The organism is Paraburkholderia sp. RL18-101-BIB-B, assembly GCF_046026985.1.
Classification (GTDB): domain Bacteria; phylum Pseudomonadota; class Gammaproteobacteria; order Burkholderiales; family Burkholderiaceae; genus Paraburkholderia.
This window is the reverse complement of the sequence record NZ_JARESV010000001.1, coordinates 1-16,696: the sequence shown is the minus strand read 5'-3', so window position 1 is coordinate 16,696 and position 16,696 is coordinate 1. Positions and strand designations below refer to the sequence as shown.

Sequence of the window (16,696 nt, the reverse complement as noted above, 5' to 3'; positions counted from 1 at the left end):
ACGTGTTTGTGCAAGCCAAGGTCCGTTTCCGCGGAAACACGGGCCGGCTCACTGTTCCGCAACCTCCGTCTGGACCACACCGGCGCGGCGCGAACCACGGCCGAAAATCGCGCGGTCGGCGAGCCACACCGCGAGCAGCGTGGCGCCCATCAACGGGAACACGATGCCGAGCAGCACGAGGCCGGTTTTCCAGCCGCGCATCGGCGGCGCGGCACGTTCGCGCGACGGTGCGCCGAGCGAGCGTTGCGGCCGCCGCTTCCACCACATCACACAGCCGGTGACGGCCATCGCCGCCAGCCCTAACGAAATCGCGGCGCAGAGAGTCTGGTTGGCGACGCCGAAATAACGGCCCATATGCAGCGACGTGCCGTACGACACGGCCTTCGACACCGCGCCGTAATCGGCATAGCGGATGTCCTTCAGGATTGCGCCGCTGTATTGCTCGATGTACAGCGTGCGTTCGTCTTTGGGATCGTCCGGGAAGTACGAGACGGTGTAGACGCCGGTCGAGGAAGCAGGCAGCACGATGTTGTAGCCGTCCGTCACGCCGAGCGAGGCCGCCAGTGCGACGACACGGCCGAGCGGCAGCGGGTGTATCGCGGTTGCCTCATCGGAGCCGGAGTTGGTGTTGGCGTCGGAGTTTGGCACGCGTGTGTTGCCGACGGCCCAGGGCGTGAGCGGCAGAGGCAGGTCGTCCATGACCATGCCGGGCATCGAGGCCGTGTTAGCGGCATGGATGCCGTGGCCGTTGTGTTCGGCGTGCTCATCTTGCGCCGTATCCGCTGCGCGCGTGTCCGCCGCGGAGGGCTGCTTGCCGCTCTTTCCAGGCATGGCGGATTGCAACGGCAAACCGCCCCACGAACCCGGCGGCGCGCCGAGATTCGCGGCGGTCGCGAGCGCCTTGAACTGCTTGCCCCATGAACCCGTCCACGGCAGTCCCGTCAATACGAACGCGAGCGCACCGAGCGCGAGCCAGATGCCCATCACGGCGTGGACGTTCTTCCACAGCGCGCGCCCCTTCAGCGTGAAGCGCGGCAACAGCGCCGCACGTGCGGTGGTTTTCTCGCGCGGCCACCACAACGCGACGCCGGTGCCGATCATCACGAGCGTCCAGCACGCGGCGAGTTCCATCAGCAACTCGCCGGGTTTGCCGAGCAGCAGTTTGCGATGAAGCATCCGGTCCACCTGCATGAAGCGCCGCTCGACGCTCAGCGTGCCCAGCACCGCGCCGGTGTAGGGATTCACATAGACGCTCTGCTTATCGCCGTCCGCGAGACGGAAGATGAATTCGGCGCTGCGCTCCGGCGCGCTCGCGACGACCGCGGTCACTGCGACAGCATCCGGCGGCATGGCCGCACGCGCTCTCGCCAGCAGCGCGTCTTCGGGCAGCCTCGGTACGGCTTGCGGTGCGACGATCAGGCGCTGCGGATAAAGCAGCGGCTCGATTTGCGGCTGGAAGCAATACAGCGTGCCGGTGATCGCCAGCACGACCAGAAACGGCATCACGAAGAGGCCCGCATAAAAATGCCAGCGCCAGAGCGTCCGGTAGCCCGGATGGACCGCGGACGTCGAGGGCGTGATGCGTCGAGCGTCGGTGGGAGCGGTGGTGGACATGAAATCCTCCTGAAGTAAAAAATGAATCGATCGGTTCGAGCAGCGTGGCTGCGCACTCGACTGCGGCACGTTCAGCGCGCTCACATGCGCAGCTTCGCTTCCACGTAGAACGTGCGGCCGGGATACGGGTGGTAGACGAAGTAGCGGGCATCGAACAGGTTGTCGACGCCGATGCCGACTTCACTTAGCCTGGTCGGCTTGTAGGTGAATTTCGCGTCGGCCACCGTGTACGAACTCGTGCCGCCGAACACATCCGGATTCGTGTCGGTGTTGGTGAGCGTGTTGTACTGACGGCCCGAATAGCGCGCGGCAAGTGTAAGGGCCGCGCGTTCGTCGAAGTGATACGTCGCGGCGAGATCCGCGCGCCACAGCGGAATCCGGTAGAAGTATTTGCCGACCGTGGCCGGGTTCTGCGCGTTGGCGATGATCTTCGACTGCGTGTAGGCCACGCTCGCCAGCAGGTCCAGGCCGCGCAGCAGCACGTTCTCTCCCGAGTAGCTCGTTTCCACGCCGCGCGAGCGGACCTTGCCGATGTTCTGGAAGTTCGTCACGTTGGGAATCACGGTCGTATCGGTCTGGCTGAAGATCGTGTTCTTCACGTCGTCCTGAAACAGCGAGAAGCGGAACACGCCGTTCCAGTGCGCCCATTCGGCGGTCAGTTCCTTCGAGAGATCGTCTTCGGGCTTCAGGTTCGGATTGTTGTTGACGATCGTGGAGCCGTTGATCTGCCCTTGAAACAACTCGCTGACCGTCGGAAAGCGATAGGCGCGGCCGATGGACGCGCGCACGATCAGATCGTCGGTGACGTCGAACGACAAGGAGGCTTTCGGCGAGAAGTGCTGCTGGCTCGCGTCGCTGTACGGCAGGGTCGTGCCGCCCAGCGACTGCGAGCCGCCATACGCCTGCCAGTCTTCGTAGCGCACGCCGTAGACGAGCTTCCAGCGCGGCAGAAAGCGCCATGCGTCCTGCGCGTAGAGCGCCTGGGTCTGCGTCTTGCCGGCAAACGCATTGGCGAACGACGTCGCCGCGCCGTCGCGCCAGTTCAGCGTGTTGTAACTCTCGTTGTCGAGGAAGTAGTTGTCGTAGTGATAGCCGAAGCTGAGCGCATGATTCGCGAGCCCCGCCTGTTGTGTCGCGGGCGTATAGGTGCTGCGCAGATCGAGCGTTTTCCAGCCGGCGCCGTCGCCGAAGATCACCGTGCCTGGACCGTTGCCCGGCGCGCCGGAATTCGCGGTGCGCGCCACGCTATTGCCGACGTCGTAGTACGAAGCGATCGCTTCGCCATTCCAGCCGGTGGCATTGCGCGTTTTCAGCGACAGGCCATAGAGCCAGTTCTCGCTATGGCCCAGGCTCGGCGCGAATGCGGCGGCGGGAATGGTGTATTCGTAACCGTCGATCGCCACCTTGCCGCTGTAGACCGGATTGCCGTTCGCATCGCGCAGAAAGCTCGAGGTCTGGCTGTTGTAAGTCTGATGCCAGTATCCGAGCGTGAAGCCGGCCTGCAGCGTCGGCGTGAAGTCGTACTGCATCTTCAGCTTGAACTGGTCCTGCACCGTGTGTTCGATGCCTTCGCCGTTCACGCCGAGTACCGCCGTCGGGGTGTTGGTCTGGTTGTTGTAGAAGTAGGCGCCGGTGACCGGCGTATCGCCGGCTTTGGCGGGTGTGCTGGACTTGGCGAGCGTGGCGAATTGCAGCGGCTGGCTGGTGTTTTCCAGATGATTCACGCCGAGCAGAAACGAAAATTTGCCGATGCGGTCACCGAGCGTCGCGCTGGCTTCGCTGCCGTTGAAATTCTGATTCACGCCGAACAGGCTGAAGTGCTGGGTGAAGCCCTTGACGTCGGCGGTCGCTTCGAACTGTTTCGGCGTGCGTGTGCTGATGAGCACGGTCGCGCCGAGCGAATTGCCCGGATAGAGCGCGGAAAACGGCCCATAGATCACATCGACCTGCTGGATTTCGTCGGGAAACACCATCGACCAGCGCGGCGGAAACGAATAGCTGTTGCCGAGCAGATTGCTGAGCAGCAGACCATCCGCGTAGACGAGACCTCGCGCGCTTTGCGTGTTGCTGGTGCCGCGCACGGCGATGATCGAATTCAGATCGCCGATAAAGCGCTTGCGCACGGCGAGGTTCGGCATGTACTTCAGGACGTCTTCGGTGTTGACGACGTTCCAGTTGTCGAACTGCTCGCGGGTGACGGTCTCGACTGAAGCCGGCAGGTTGGGATCGACGGCGCGGGGTGCGGCGCTCGCATTCGCGCTGACGCTGATGGGGGGCAGTGCGGCCTCGGCGCTCGCGCTCTGCGCATGAGCGTGCGAGGCGACGAAAGCCGGCACGAACGCCGGAACGATGGCTGGCAGATAGCCGGACAAAAACGGCCGGGATAGCGGTTGACGCGAGAAGCCGCGTGCGCCACGGCGGGCGCAAAAGGGCAGCCTTCGCAGGGCGAAGTTGAGCATGAACGTTTCCTTGATGCATGAACAGGCGATCGCGCGCCCCCTCGACGGGTGCGACGAATGCGCGATCAGGACCGATAGCGATCAGGAAACGACGGGCGGAGCTCTAGGACGGCCGGACGGAAAGGCGCCGAGCGGCGTGAAGCGGGTGGACAGCGTGGGCGGCGCGGTGCCGGCAAGCGCGAGGGCGGCGGGCGGCTCGGCCGCGGCGACCGTCGGCATGGCGACGTGGTGCTGGAGCAGATGACAGTAGCCGCACGCGCCGAACGCGTCGTCATGGCTCAGATGGACCGGCGCGGGGGCGGCCTGGGTCGTCACGCTCGCCGTGCTTACCACGCCTGCCACGCTGAAATCGCGCGGCTGCAGCGCCGAACAGAGCGCGGCGAAGGGCTCGTGCGCGCTGTTCGACACCAGCATCTGACTCACGACCGGCGCGAACACGACGAGCCACATGGCGAACAGGCCAAGCCATGCGGTCATGCGGTTGCGAGAGCGTGGAATCATGATGGTGGGCGTAAGGACGCGGGCGATTCTAACATTGCCGCGCCGTCTTTTCTCGCGTAATGCCGGTTATAGCGTGAGATTAGAAGGCCGAAATCCGCTCATTTCGCCGCGTTACAGGGGCGCCGATTCACGTAAGCTGCGTGGTACATGTTCCGCTTTCCCGGCCGCACCGAGGCTTCGGCACGCCAGATCCGGCTGCTGAAGCGCCGGTTAGGCGCGGCACATGCGATCGACCCGGCCGGATCATCGCCGACCCCAGTTACCACGACTCATGAACCACACGCAGCTCGCATCCTCGATCGACGATATCAACCAGCAGGCCGTCTCGTTGTTCTCGGCCGGACAATTCACCGAGGCTTTGTCGATGGTGACGCCGCTCGTCGACGGCGATGCGATGCCGGATGACGCCCTCGCCGACGCGTTGAACATCGCCGGGGCCTGCTCGTTTGCTTTGCAGCGGCCCGCTGATGCGGAAAGCCATTGGCGCCGCTGCCTGCAAATCAAACCCGCCTATGCCGAGGTGTACGGCAGTCTCGGCATGCTGCTCAAGTCGCTCGGCCGTCTGTCGGCGGCCAAGGCAATCTACCGGCAACTGGTCGTGCTGCGGCCTGGCCACGCCGACGCCCGCAATCATCTCGGCGCCGTGCTCTACGGGCTCGGCTACAAGGAGGAGGCGGAGGCGTCGTATCGCGAGGCGCTGGCGATTCGCCCCGACTACGCCGAAGCTCACTATAACCGCGGCATCGTGCTGCACGAACTGCGCCGCCTGCCAGAAGCGGAAGCGGCGTTCCGCCAGGCGCTGCCTGGACTGCCGGCTCATGCGGAGGCCCATAACAATCTGGGCAACGTGCTGATGGAACTCGGCCGTCTCGCCGAAGCGGACGCCGCCTACCGCGAGGCGCTGACCATCCGGCCGCAGTATCCGGAGGCGCTCAACAATCTCGGTGGCGTGCTGAAGGCGACGTTCCGTCTCACCGAAGCCGAACTGGCTTTTCGCCTTGCCCTCGCCATTCGTCCAGATTACGCGGAAGCGCTCCTGAATCTCGGCACCGTGCTCGCCGATCTCGAACGTGTACCCGAAGCCGAAGCGGCTTATCGCGAAGCCATCGCGCGACGCCCTGACTACGCCGAAGCGCACTACAACCTCGGTGTGGCGTTGTGCAAACTCGAGCACTTGTTCGAGGCCGAATCGGCTTACCGTGAAGCGATTCGCCTGCGGCCCGATCTCGTGCATGCGCACAACAACCTGGGGTGCGTGCTCCGCCGGCTCGACCGTCTACCGGCGGCCGTCGACGCTTTCGAGCAGGCATTGAGCGTGTGTCCCGAGATGGCGGAGGCGCATTACAACCTCGGCGCGGCGCGGGCGCAACTCATGCAACTGCCGGAGGCAGAAACCGCGTATCGCCGGGCGCTCGCTTTACGTGCCGATTACGGCGACGCGAAATTCGGCCTGGCTGTGCTGCTGCTCGGCATGGGACGCTTCGAAGAGGGCTGGCGTCTGTACGAGTGCCGCTACGAGCAGCCCGGTTTCATCCATCACAAGACCACGTCGATGTTGGGTTGCCCGCAGTGGCAAGGCGGCACGCTCGCCGACAAGTCCCTGCTGGTGTGGCAGGAAGACGGCCTCGGCGACATGATCCAGTTCAGCCGCTATTTCGCCTTGCTGAAAGCGCAGGGCGCCTCGCATATCGCTTTTGCGTGCGCACCGTCGCTGCACCGGCTGATGGCATGCGTCGACGGTGTCGACGCCGTGCGCGATCACGACACCGCGCGCGCCCAGTCGTCTGACTACGACTGCTGGACGAGCCTGCTGAGCGCGCCGCTGCATCTGCGCACTAGCATGGACACGATTCCGCGCGCCGTGCGTCTAGCGACCGAGCCGGAGTTGGCCGAGCGGTGGCGTCCGGTGTTGGACGCGCTGCCGCCGGGTCGCAAGATTGGCCTCGTGTGGAAGGGCAACGCGAATCATCATAACGACGCGAACCGGTCGATACCTTCGCTCGCCATGTTGGCGCCGCTCTGGAGCGTGCCCGGACTGAGCTTCGTGAGTCTGCAAAAAGGGCGCGGCGAGGACGAGGCGCGCCATCCGCCAGCCGATCAACCGCTGCTCGACCTCGGCTCGCGCGTGACGGATTTCGCGGACAGCGCCGCGATCGTCGCGCAACTCGATCTGGTGATTTGCGTGGACACGTCCATCGCGCATCTGACCGCATCGCTCGGTAAGCCGTGCTGGGTGATGCTGCCGGAAATAGATATCGATTGGCGCTGGCTGCACGATCGCAGCGATTCGCCGTGGTATCCGCACACGCTGCGCCTGTTCCGCCGCGCGCCGGATGAGGATTGGTCGATGCCGGTCGAGCGGGTGCGGCAGGCGTGCGTCGAACGGTTTGGCGCGGCGGGGCGCACGCTCAGTTGACTCGCGTGGTGCGCTTGCGGGGCGATTGCGTCGACGTGCCCTTAACCGTTAAGCCTCAGTCACTTGCAGGTGATACAGGCCCCAAGGTGACAGCTCGAAGCGGTCCTTAAGCGGCTTGCTCGACAACTCGGGGATGTTGTCCGCGTCGTAGGTGGCCCACAGCGGACCGACGCCACCGAGCGGCAGCGGCTTGCCGTCCATTTGCGTCGCCACGATGAATTTATAGGCGCGCACTTTGTCGAGCGTCGTCGCGACCGCGTAGCCGTCCACCGCATGCATGACGATTTGCGTGCTGCCCGCGCTGGGTGCGCCGACGTGTTCGAGCACCTGGGTGAGCAGCGGGCCGCTTAAGGTGTGCTGACGGGAATCGTATTCGGTGGTGGGCTTGATCGTCACGGCCGGCATGCCGGCGAGCGTAGCGAAATCGACGCCATACGCTTCGGAGAACTTCACCTGATGCTTGGCGAGCAGCTGGTCGAATGCGGGATCGAGCGCGCCGCGATTGTGCCGCTTGATCGCGCCGGTGATCGTCAGAACGACGGGCGATGCCGCACAGGTTTCTTTCTGGACGCGCTGGCTCCCGAATGCAGGCGCAGCCGCCGCGCTCAGTAGCGCGGCGCTGGTCAGGAAGTGGCGTTTATTCATTGCGTGGTCTCTGGGCGATGTGATGGGCGACGGCCTCGGCCAGATCGTCGCGGCCCCTATTGTCGGGCAATTGCCGCCGACTGTGTCACGGCCACGCTTTATATATCGCGTTGATTTCATATGTTCATGTCGCAAGCGGGAGCGCCGCTGTTACGACGTTGAAACTCGCACGGTTCTTCGCAGGTTGATGAGGAATTTGGAGGCCCAACGCGGATTTGCGGCGTCGATAAACAGATTGGATGGCAATGTGCGCACTTTTAGGTGCTTCCCATCGCGCTATCGGATCCTACAATGATCACTTTCACATGGCGAACATTGGCGAGGTGGAAATGGCGGACAAGGCAATGCTGGTGATGACCACGCAACGCACCGGTTTCTTGCGGCGGGCGGGAAGCGCAATCGCTGCGCGCAAACACAATGCATATCGCGCGAAGGTCGGGTGCGTTGCAATGAGTTCGCGCCATGTATCGGCGCAGGAAGCGCGGCCATGAGCGATCTTTCTCGCATTGCATTCGTCGGCTTCGGTGAGGCCGGCGGAATACTCGGTTCGGCGCTGGCCGCGAAAGGTGTGCAGGTATCGATGTTCGACCTGCGGCGCGACGCGCTGCGTGAGAAGGCGCAGGCCGCGCGCGTTCGTGTCGGCGATACGCTGGCGAGTTCCATCGAGCATGCGCAGATCATCGTCTCCGCAGTGACCGCGCAAGCCGACCTCGAAGTTGCGCAAGCGGTCGCAAGCTGCATCGCGCCGGATCAAGTCTACCTCGACATCAACTCGGTTTCGCCGCACACTAAGCAGCACGCGCAGGCTTGCATCGAAGACGCCGGTGCGCGGTACGTGGAGTCCGCCGTCATGGCGCCGGTGCCGCCTTATGGTCTCGCGGTGCCGATGCTGCTGGGCGGCGCCGAGGCCGCGCGCGTCGCGGCTCTGCTCACGCCGCTGGGCCTCAACGTGCGTGCCGTGTCGGAGAAGATCGGCGTGGCGTCGGCCGCGAAGATGTGCCGCAGCGTCATGATCAAAGGCATCGAAGCGTTGACAGTGGAGTGTCTGCGCGCCGCACGGCACTACGACGCCGAGTCGATCGTACTGGCCTCGCTGGCCGAAACGTTCACGAAGATGCGCGATGACGCGGACGTGCCTGGCTACCTGATCAGCCGCGTCGCGGAGCATGGGCGGCGGCGCGCGGCGGAAATGCGCGAAGTCTCGCAGACGCTGGAAGAGGCCGGCATCGTGCCGTTCATGAGCGACGCGTGTGCGCGTTTGCAGGACAACATCGTGGATGCGATGCAGGAAGGCGGTATCGACTACGGCTCGTTAGCCACGCCATTCGACTGGCGTGCCTTCTTCGACGGACTGCCGGAATAGCGTTTCTCCGGCCACACGCGTCCACCGCGACTAGTTCGCGGCGATGTTGATCGTACGCGTCACATCGACCACCGAGAGGCGAATCGCGTCGATCAACGCGCGCGCGGCAGGCGAGGGCGTGCCCGTTGCGCGCACCGTCAGGCCGATCTCACGGCGGGTGTTGTGCAACTGCACGTCGAGCACCACCAGCTGCCCGGACTGCACCTCGTGATGCAACTGCTGCGCCGATAGCGCGGCCGCCATGTCCGTGCCGAACAGCAGGCCGCGAATCACCGCGAGGTCCGCGGTTTCGACCGTGGGCATGGGCGGTTTCACTTTCATGCGCCTGAATTGCGCTTCGAACAGCGCGCGCGCCGGCGCGTGGCTGCGCGGCACGATCCACTGCGCGTCGCGCAAGTCCATGATGGTCAGGTTGCGCGCCTGCGCAAGCGGATGATCGCGGCGCACCAGCACCACCATGTCTTCCGACATCAAGCGCTCGTTCTTCAGGCCGCTGCTGGCGTCGTTGTCGCGCAGCGCGCCGAGAATGAAATCGATGTCGCCGGCACGCAGACCCGCGACGAGCGCCTCGTAATTGCTTTCGTCGGTGACGACCCGTACGCCCGGATTTTGCGAGGTCATGCGCGCGATCGCTTTGGGCAGGAGCAGCGTGCGGCCGAGCGGTAGCGCGCCGACCGTCACCGAGCCCTGAATCTTGCCGTGCAATGCGGCGATGTCGTCGGGTACGTGCCGTAGTTCGTTCAATGCACGGCGTACGTGCAGCAGGAACGTTTCGCCTTCGGTGGTGAGCAGAATGCCGCGCGGGCTTCGATGAAAAAGACTCAGGCCCGAGCCGCTTTCCAGCACACGAATTGCGGTGCTCACGGCGGGCTGACTGATGCCGAAGGTCTTCGCGGCACTTGGCATATGCCGGTGCCGCGCGAGCGCCACGAACAGTTGCAATCGCCGCGTGTTGAGCAGATACGCCGGCAGTGCGCCTTCCGCCGCGGGCCGGCGACGCGCCTGCCGCGCGCCGCACCATTGCGCGAGCTCTTCCAGTTCCGCGAAAATCCGTTCGCAGCGCTGCAGCACGGCACGTCCCACAGCGGTCGGCAGCATCCCGGAAGGGCCGCGATCGAACAGCGGCTCGCCGAGTGCGGACTCCAGTTCCTGCACGGAACGCGTGACGGCCGACTGCGCGCGAAACAGCGCGGCGGCGGCGCGCGTCGCGCTGCCCATGTCGGCGACGAGTCGAAACGCGCGCAACTGCGCGAGGTTGAGCAATTCCTTGCCGCTTGCGGATGACGCCGTCCTCGCCGACGCCGCGTTGCTGACGGAGGAAGTAGCGGTGCTCGTCATGCCGCGCCCGCGATCAGATGCAGCGTGGGCAGCGACAGGTTCAGGCTTTCCTTCGAGATGTGCGTGTGTTCCTTCATCAACGCTTCCACACGCGCGCCTTCGCCCTTGTTCAGCGCATCCGCAATCGCATGATGCTGGCGATGCGCGTACATGAGCATCAAGAACTGGCGCTCCCTGGCGGATTCGTCGAAGGCGACCGTGGCGGGCGAGACGAACGGGATCTTGTCGTTCAGGCTCAACGCCGCGCTCACGGCCGTGTTTTGCGCAGCCTCGATGATGAGCGCATGAAAGCGCCCGTTCATGGCGGCGTAGCGCACGTCGTCGCCCTGGTTCAGATGGCCCTTGCTGAAGATGTCGTCGCCTTCGCGCAGGCACTCGTCGAGCGATGCAGCCAGCGCCGGACCCACGCCGCTCTCCGCGACTGAACGCGCGGCCAGTCCTTCGAGCACGCCGCGCACGTCGATGCCGTTGAGCACGTCTCTGACGCTGAAGCGGCGCACGACATAACCGCGCCCGCCGGAACGGTCCAGTAGACCCTCCGAGGACAACACGCTCAGCGCATAGCGCAGCGGCGTGCGCGAAACGCCGAGCCATTGCGCGAGCTGCGCTTCCACGAGCCGCTGGCCGGGCGACAGTTCGCCCGCCAGAATCTTCTCGCGTAAGGTCTGGACAATCGCCTGTTGGGTGGTCTCGTTCATGGATATCGACTCGTTGGACGCCGTCAGTATAGCCATGCGCGCAGCGGTACACCACGCTTCTCGAGAGGCTTGCGTCTTCGTTTCAGGGTCATCTGTTTTGTTTATCGAGAACGGTTGAGCGAGAGTGTTCGCTAAAGCCCGATGTGCCTGCTCGGGATCCCGACAAAGCCATACGCCGCGCGGGTTGCAGTAGTCCCACGAACGCCTGAAAGCTTTAGTCCAAGCTGGTTTTAACAATATTTTCCGGCTCGCATGAGGTTTACCCGCACTTTCTGAGAGCTTGCGCGATTCTTATCTTCGTATCCCAAGAAGGTTGCGAAGGCCACCTCGCCGGAAACGACGGCGTATCCGATCGGCAAGCGGCTCTCGCGCAGCAGCAAGCAACGGAAGACGACGATATGGCAAGGATCATGGGTGGCATCGGGAGGTCCCGTGTGTGCATGAACCACAGCGTCTTGCCGCGATGAAACATGTCGGCTTGCCCGAGTCCGAAGCCGAGTAAGCGCGCGTGACCTGCGCCGTCTCTGCAGCGGTTTTCAATTCGATACGAGAACGAGCGGCAGCGTCGCGCGAGACCTCGCGCGCTGCTGCCCGTATGACATCACTGATGTGAGACGCGTCACAAGGAGAGAGACATGGGTGGCAATTTCAGCGTGAGCGGAACGGAACTCGCGGGCGGTGCGGCTGCATCGCAACCAGCATGGCCGAACCGCGCGGTGATGATTCGCGCCGGCGTGACCGGCGGATTGATCGGCGCGGTGGTCATCTGGATTTATGAGGCGCTCGTGTGGGTGGGCGCGCAACACATGATGCCGCTCGCGGGCATTCCCCGTAACGCGACCGGCCTCGTGTTCGGCAAAGAGGTGCAGGCGTCGCTCGGGATCTGGGCATATGTGGTGGGCACGACGATCCACTTCGTGTTCGCGAGCGCCTGGGGCGTGCTGTTTGCAGCTATCTGGCCGTACTTCTCCCGACGCGGATATGAAGCGACGCTGGTGGCGTTGTTCTACGCGGTGCTGGCGTGGATCGCCATGCATGTGGCGATCATGATCGCCTCCGACAACCATCCGAACTATTACGACCCCGCTGTGATCATCGGCGGATTCATGTCGCACATCTTCTTCACCGTGCCGTTGGCCCTGACGGTGAAACGGCGGCTGCAAAACGAAGGGCAATAGTGCGGCGGTGTGAATGCCCGTCGCCCAGGTACTAGCAAAAAGTATTTCAACAAGAGATGTAGCAATTGGAGATCTGGAGCATGAAAAAAAGTATCAGACGTGTCGACGCCGTGCTGTTCGGCGCAGCGATCGCAGCCGCCATGCCGGCTTTTGCTCAAAGCAGCGTGACCTTGTACGGTATTGTCGATAACGGCCTGTCGTATACCAACAATCAGTCGACCCTCGGCTCGACCAGTGGCGGCAAATCGGCCGTCAAGATGACGCCTGGCGTATGGGCCGGCAGCCGCTTCGGCCTGAAGGGCGGCGAGGACCTGGGCGGCGGCACGAAGGCGATCTTCCAGCTCGAATCCGGCTTCAATTCGGCGACGGGCGGCCAGCAATACACCAATGCGATGTTCGGCCGCCAGGCGTGGGTCGGCTTGACCAACCCGGTGTACGGTACCTTCACGGCGGGTCGCCAATACGCGTCGTACTACCAGTTGCTCTCTCCTTACAGCCCGACCACCTGGATCACCGGATACTACGGCGCGCACCCGGGCGATATCGACGGCCTCGACACGATCTACCGTGCGAACAACACGCTGGAGTACACATCGCCGAAGTTCTATGGTCTGACAGCGAGCGGCTCTTATTCGCTGGGTGGTGTCGCGGGCAGCACGAACCGTGGCTCGACGTGGTCGACGGCAGTGCAGTATGCAATGGGCCCGGTGGGCCTCGCGGTCGGCTTCTCGCGGATCAACAATTCGACGTCGGGCGGCGGTGCGTGGGGCGCGGATTCGACCACCACCAACGGTGGCTCGCAGATTGGCGTGTCCGCGTTGACGAACGGCTATCAGACCGCGCAGGCACAGCAGCGTTTTGCGGTTGGCGGTGGTTACACGTTCAATAGCGCGTGGGATGTCACGGCCACGTATTCGAACGTCCAGTACATTCCGGGCACGGGTTCCAAGTTCCACGACACGGAGATCTGGAACACTGGCGGTCTGGTCCTGCACTGGAAGCCGGCGGTTGCCTGGGATTTCGGTGCGGGCTACAGCTACACGCGTGCGACGCGCGCGAACGGCATCGACGACAACGCGCAGTATCACCAGTTCAACCTGTCCCAGTACTACTCGTTGTCCAAGCGCACGGGCTTGTATGCACTTGAGGCGTATCAGAAGGCGAAGGGCAAGACGCTGGGCACCAATGGCGCGGGGCAGATCATCGACGCCACGGCGACGCTCGGCGATGGATACAACTCCACGCCCTCTTCGTCAGGCAGTCAGGTGGCGGTGGGGGTGGGGATTATTCATCGGTTCTGATTTGAAGCCTCGGTGATGACGCGGGCCGGGTTGCGACTATCGCACCCGGTTTTTTTATTGGCGCGTGCGCTCTCGCGGCGCGCTGTTCCTATTACATGCGAGGTAATTGGCGAGCCTCACGCTCACGCCTAATCTTCGGTTGTCGCGCAATTCACTCCGAACCGCGTTCACTATCGAGGACACAACATGTCGACGTTTCAGGTCTACACCATCGACTCCGCGCCGGAACAATCCAAACCGGTCTTGCGGCAGCTCCGGCAAACTTTCGGCTTCATCCCCAACATCGCGGGGACCATGGCCGAATCGCCCGTGCTGATCAGCGCCTTCATTCAACTGTTCCAGAAGGTCCACTCGGGCACGTTCACGGAAGCGCAGATCCAGACGCTGCTGTTGACGAATGCCGTCACCAATGCATGTACCTGGGCGGTCGCGTTTCACACCGCATTGGCGCTGAACGAAGGACTCACGCCCGCCGATGTGGACGCGATTCGCGCAGGCCGCACGCCTGCGGACCGTAAACACGCCGCGCTCTCCACGTTGACGAAGACCGCGATCCAGAAGCGCGGACATCTCGACGAGCGTGAGGTGGGCGCATTTCTCGAAGCCGGTTTCCGTCGCGATCAGGTACTCGAAGTGCTCGCGGTGGCGGCGGCTTCGACGATCACGAACTACGTGGGCAGCATCACGCAGCCGCCGCTGGAAGAACAGTTCCAGGTTCACGCCTGGACGGCTTGAGTTTCGTGAGGGATGGGCTCGGTCAGCACAAGCGAGTATGCTGACCGGCGAGGTTCGGTTGAACGGCGCTCGCCGTTCACCGAACCTTTTATCTGTAGCGACTTGCGGACAAGAGCACAATGAATCCTGCGAACCCAGTCAAGAAAGCCCCACCGAACGATCTCGGCGTCTTGCTGCGTCATTGGCGAGACGTACGCGGCATCAGTCAATTGGACCTCTCGTTCAATGCCGGCGTCTCGCAGCGTCATATCAGCTTTATCGAAAGCGGGCGCAGCGTGCCGAGCCGTCAGATGCTGATGGATATCGCGCAGGCACTCGATATCCCGCTGCGCGAACGCAACACGCTGCTGCTGGCCGCGGGCTACGCGCCGACGTATGCCGACGCCGCGTGGAATGCGCAAGAGATGCAAAGTGTCACGAATGCACTAGGACGCATGCTGCGTCAGCATGAGCCGTTTCCGGCGCTCGTGATGGACCGCTACTGGAATGTGCTGATGACCAACGACGCCACGCCGCGCTTCTTCAATTGCTTCATCGACATGGCGGCGCGCAAGGGTCCGCGCAACATGCTGCATCTGGTGTTCGATCCGGATGGCATGCGCCCGTTCGTGGCCGACTGGCAGACCGTGGCGGACAGTCTTATCCAGCGCGTCTACCGCGAGTCGGTGGGGCGCGTAATCGATGACAGAACGCGCGAGTTGCTCGATGCGTTGCGGGCGTACCCGGATCTGAAAACGGGCTTCGAGCCGGGCCATCCGTCGGTTGCGGATGCATCGGCGGCGGCCATGCCGGTGATCCCCATCGGCTTCGTCAGGAACGGCTACGTCATGAAGTATTTTTCGATGGTCGCGAGCGTGGGCACGCCGCAAACGATCGCGGCGCAGGAACTGCGCGTGGAATGCATGTTTCCCGCGGACGACGAAACGGAAGCGCGTCATCTGGAGATGCTCGACGCGGCGCCGCAATCGCACCGCTAGATCAATCGGCGGCTGGCCGCCGTCGCTCCTGGACCACGGCGTCGCACGGAAGCATCAGAACTTGTGCCGCACGCCGATGCTGACAATCGCCTGCGACTGTGTCGCCGACGAGTGGCCATTGCCCTTGTCGCTGACCGATGCAGTCGCCGCGACCGGATTGCCGAGCGCATTCAGCGTGCCGCCCGACGCGTGCTGATAGCCGCCCATCAGATACACAGTCGAACGTTTGGACAACGCATACTGCGCGCCGAGTGTCACGTTGTGATATTGCGCGCGTCCATCCACGCCATCCACTTCGCCGCCGCGCGTGTAGCTGTAGCCCGCGAACAGTTGCACGGCCGGATGGATGGTCCATTGTCCGAACACGCCCGCGATGTTGAACGTAGCGTGTCCCTTGAACAGCGAGTCGGCGCCGGAGCGGTATTGCACGTTGCTGTAATTCACGCCGACGATCGCGGGGCCGAAGTCGTACGTCGCGCCCGTCGCGATGATCTGTTGCGATTGCGCGCTCGCGTAGCCTTCGTTAATCGATGAGTTGAACAGGCCGTCGTCCGTGCCACTCCATTTGCCGAGCGTCGCATCGTTCGCGCCGCTCTTGCTGTTGTCGGAGCGTTCGTAGCCGACGCCCACATGCAGCGGACCGTTGCCGTAAGCGGCGCCCACGCTCCACGTGTTCTGCTGCTTCAGGCTGCCGGGCTGGCCACCGAAACCGTACAGCGCACCGAACGTGAAGCCCGCATAGTTCGCGCTCGTGTACTTGATCGAGTTGTTCACGCGCGCGGTCTGATCCAGATCGTCGATGTCGCCCGGATGCGCGCCGTAGCCGCCGACCATCGCCACCGGCGCAACGGGCGAGACGAAGTCGTTCAGCGAGGTGTACTGCCGACCCAGCGTGATCGTGCCGTACTCCTTGCTGCCGATGCCCACGTACGCCTGACGGCCGAACAAACCACCGTTCTGGCCGGTCTTGCCGTTCGTGATGTCGAAGCCGTCCTCGAGTTGAAACAGCGCGTTCCAGCCGCTGCCCAGGTCCTCCTGACCCTTGATGCCCCAGCGGCTGCCGGAGAGGTTGCCGCTCGTCACGGCGACGTTCGAGTGGCCGCTATAGCTGCCGGTGGTGCCGGTACGCTCGTTGCTGCGGTACGAAAGGCCCGCATCGACGATGCCGTACAGCACGACCGAACTCTGCGCGGACGCAATGCCGGCAAACGACATCAACAGGGGTACGGCGATCCATTGCTTTTTCATCGTAGTCATAGCCTGGTTGGAACCTCTATCTCAGGTCGCCTGGTTGGCGATCTCTCTTTTTTCGTGCATACGGAAGCCCGCTCCTGAACAACAGAGCGGACTGCGTGAAGCGGGGGAAGGGTGTTCACAGCGTGCCTTGCTTGCGGCGTGTCCCTTAAGCGGGGGCACGCCACTCCAGGCCGCGTGCGATCAATGACTCAAGGCGGCGCCCGGCGGCATCTCC

13 protein-coding genes are annotated in these 16,696 nt (G+C 63.6%); 6 read left to right on the top strand and 7 right to left on the bottom strand.

Annotated features, from left to right (window positions below):
• Positions 1-48: 48 nt before the first annotated feature.
• From P0D73_RS00065 to P0D73_RS00055, 3 genes are all read right to left on the bottom strand, one after another.
• Positions 49-1,614 carry a PepSY-associated TM helix domain-containing protein gene (locus tag P0D73_RS00065; protein WP_408428899.1) on the bottom strand — a complete coding sequence of 522 codons (1,566 nt, stop codon included), beginning with the start codon at positions 1,612-1,614 and terminating at the stop codon, positions 49-51.
• 80 nt (positions 1,615-1,694) lie between these two features.
• Positions 1,695-4,073 (bottom strand): TonB-dependent receptor, encoded by a 2,379-nt coding sequence (locus P0D73_RS00060; RefSeq protein WP_408428896.1) that lies wholly within the window; start codon positions 4,071-4,073, stop codon positions 1,695-1,697.
• 81 nt (positions 4,074-4,154) lie between these two features.
• Positions 4,155-4,574 carry a DUF2946 domain-containing protein gene (locus P0D73_RS00055; RefSeq protein WP_408182790.1) on the bottom strand — a complete coding sequence of 140 codons (420 nt, stop codon included), beginning with the start codon at positions 4,572-4,574 and terminating at the stop codon, positions 4,155-4,157.
• Positions 4,575-4,845: 271 nt separating this feature from the next.
• On the opposite strand from P0D73_RS00055, the gene P0D73_RS00050 reads away from it, so the two are divergent.
• Positions 4,846-6,990, top strand: a complete 2,145-nt coding sequence (locus tag P0D73_RS00050; protein WP_408428893.1) for a tetratricopeptide repeat protein — start codon at positions 4,846-4,848, stop codon at positions 6,988-6,990.
• 48 nt (positions 6,991-7,038) lie between these two features.
• Here P0D73_RS00050 and P0D73_RS00045 read toward each other — a convergent pair whose 3' ends face one another.
• Positions 7,039-7,635 carry a putative pterin-binding protein gene (locus tag P0D73_RS00045; RefSeq protein WP_408182787.1) on the bottom strand — a complete coding sequence of 199 codons (597 nt, stop codon included), beginning with the start codon at positions 7,633-7,635 and terminating at the stop codon, positions 7,039-7,041.
• 487 nt (positions 7,636-8,122) lie between these two features.
• Here P0D73_RS00045 and P0D73_RS00040 point away from each other — a divergent pair, with 487 nt between their 5' ends.
• Entirely contained in the window at positions 8,123-8,998 is an 876-nt protein-coding gene (locus P0D73_RS00040) for an NAD(P)-dependent oxidoreductase (RefSeq protein ID WP_408428891.1), read from the top strand.
• Between the two features lie 30 nt (positions 8,999-9,028).
• Here P0D73_RS00040 and P0D73_RS00035 read toward each other — a convergent pair whose 3' ends face one another.
• A complete protein-coding gene (locus P0D73_RS00035) occupies positions 9,029-10,336 on the bottom strand; it encodes a LysR substrate-binding domain-containing protein (RefSeq protein WP_408428888.1) in 1,308 nt (435 codons plus the stop codon).
• Entirely contained in the window at positions 10,333-11,034 is a 702-nt protein-coding gene (locus tag P0D73_RS00030) for a GntR family transcriptional regulator (protein WP_408182784.1), read from the bottom strand. The genes P0D73_RS00035 and P0D73_RS00030 overlap by 4 nt, the downstream gene beginning before the upstream one ends.
• 635 nt (positions 11,035-11,669) lie before the next feature.
• Between P0D73_RS00030 and P0D73_RS00025 the strand changes: the two genes are divergently transcribed.
• The 4 genes from P0D73_RS00025 to P0D73_RS00010 all read left to right on the top strand — a co-directional run bounded on the left by P0D73_RS00025 (position 11,670) and on the right by P0D73_RS00010 (position 15,225).
• Positions 11,670-12,212 carry a hypothetical protein gene (locus tag P0D73_RS00025; RefSeq protein ID WP_408182782.1) on the top strand — a complete coding sequence of 181 codons (543 nt, stop codon included), beginning with the start codon at positions 11,670-11,672 and terminating at the stop codon, positions 12,210-12,212.
• Between the two features lie 80 nt (positions 12,213-12,292).
• A complete protein-coding gene (locus tag P0D73_RS00020; RefSeq protein ID WP_132377602.1) occupies positions 12,293-13,513 on the top strand; it encodes a porin in 1,221 nt (406 codons plus the stop codon).
• Between the two features lie 186 nt (positions 13,514-13,699).
• Complete coding sequence (locus P0D73_RS00015; RefSeq protein ID WP_408182781.1) at positions 13,700-14,248, top strand: carboxymuconolactone decarboxylase family protein; 549 nt, start codon at positions 13,700-13,702, stop codon at positions 14,246-14,248.
• Between the two features lie 119 nt (positions 14,249-14,367).
• A complete protein-coding gene (locus P0D73_RS00010) occupies positions 14,368-15,225 on the top strand; it encodes a helix-turn-helix domain-containing protein (protein ID WP_408428884.1) in 858 nt (285 codons plus the stop codon).
• A gap of 54 nt (positions 15,226-15,279) precedes the next feature.
• On the opposite strand, the gene P0D73_RS00005 is transcribed toward P0D73_RS00010, so the two are convergent.
• Positions 15,280-16,473: a porin gene (locus P0D73_RS00005; RefSeq protein WP_408293798.1), complete on the bottom strand. Its 1,194-nt coding sequence runs from the start codon at positions 16,471-16,473 to the stop codon at positions 15,280-15,282.
• Between the last annotated feature and the right edge of the window lie 223 nt (positions 16,474-16,696).

Excerpts from the sequence above, each read along its gene's own strand:
- P0D73_RS00050 (WP_408428893.1), top strand. The coding sequence starts at position 4,846 with ATGAACCACACGCAGCTCGCATCCTCGATCGACGATATCAACCAGCAG.
- P0D73_RS00045 (WP_408182787.1), bottom strand. The coding sequence starts at position 7,635 with ATGAATAAACGCCACTTCCTGACCAGCGCCGCGCTACTGAGCGCGGCG.
- P0D73_RS00030 (WP_408182784.1), bottom strand. The coding sequence starts at position 11,034 with ATGAACGAGACCACCCAACAGGCGATTGTCCAGACCTTACGCGAGAAG.
- P0D73_RS00010 (WP_408428884.1), top strand. The coding sequence starts at position 14,368 with ATGAATCCTGCGAACCCAGTCAAGAAAGCCCCACCGAACGATCTCGGC.
- P0D73_RS00020 (WP_132377602.1), top strand. The coding sequence starts at position 12,293 with ATGAAAAAAAGTATCAGACGTGTCGACGCCGTGCTGTTCGGCGCAGCG.
- P0D73_RS00025 (WP_408182782.1), top strand. The coding sequence starts at position 11,670 with ATGGGTGGCAATTTCAGCGTGAGCGGAACGGAACTCGCGGGCGGTGCG.
- P0D73_RS00035 (WP_408428888.1), bottom strand. The coding sequence starts at position 10,336 with ATGACGAGCACCGCTACTTCCTCCGTCAGCAACGCGGCGTCGGCGAGG.
- P0D73_RS00015 (WP_408182781.1), top strand. The coding sequence starts at position 13,700 with ATGTCGACGTTTCAGGTCTACACCATCGACTCCGCGCCGGAACAATCC.
- P0D73_RS00055 (WP_408182790.1), bottom strand. The coding sequence starts at position 4,574 with ATGATTCCACGCTCTCGCAACCGCATGACCGCATGGCTTGGCCTGTTC.
- P0D73_RS00040 (WP_408428891.1), top strand. The coding sequence starts at position 8,123 with ATGAGCGATCTTTCTCGCATTGCATTCGTCGGCTTCGGTGAGGCCGGC.
- P0D73_RS00060 (WP_408428896.1), bottom strand. The coding sequence starts at position 4,073 with ATGCTCAACTTCGCCCTGCGAAGGCTGCCCTTTTGCGCCCGCCGTGGC.
- P0D73_RS00065 (WP_408428899.1), bottom strand. The coding sequence starts at position 1,614 with ATGTCCACCACCGCTCCCACCGACGCTCGACGCATCACGCCCTCGACG.
- P0D73_RS00005 (WP_408293798.1), bottom strand. The coding sequence starts at position 16,473 with ATGAAAAAGCAATGGATCGCCGTACCCCTGTTGATGTCGTTTGCCGGC.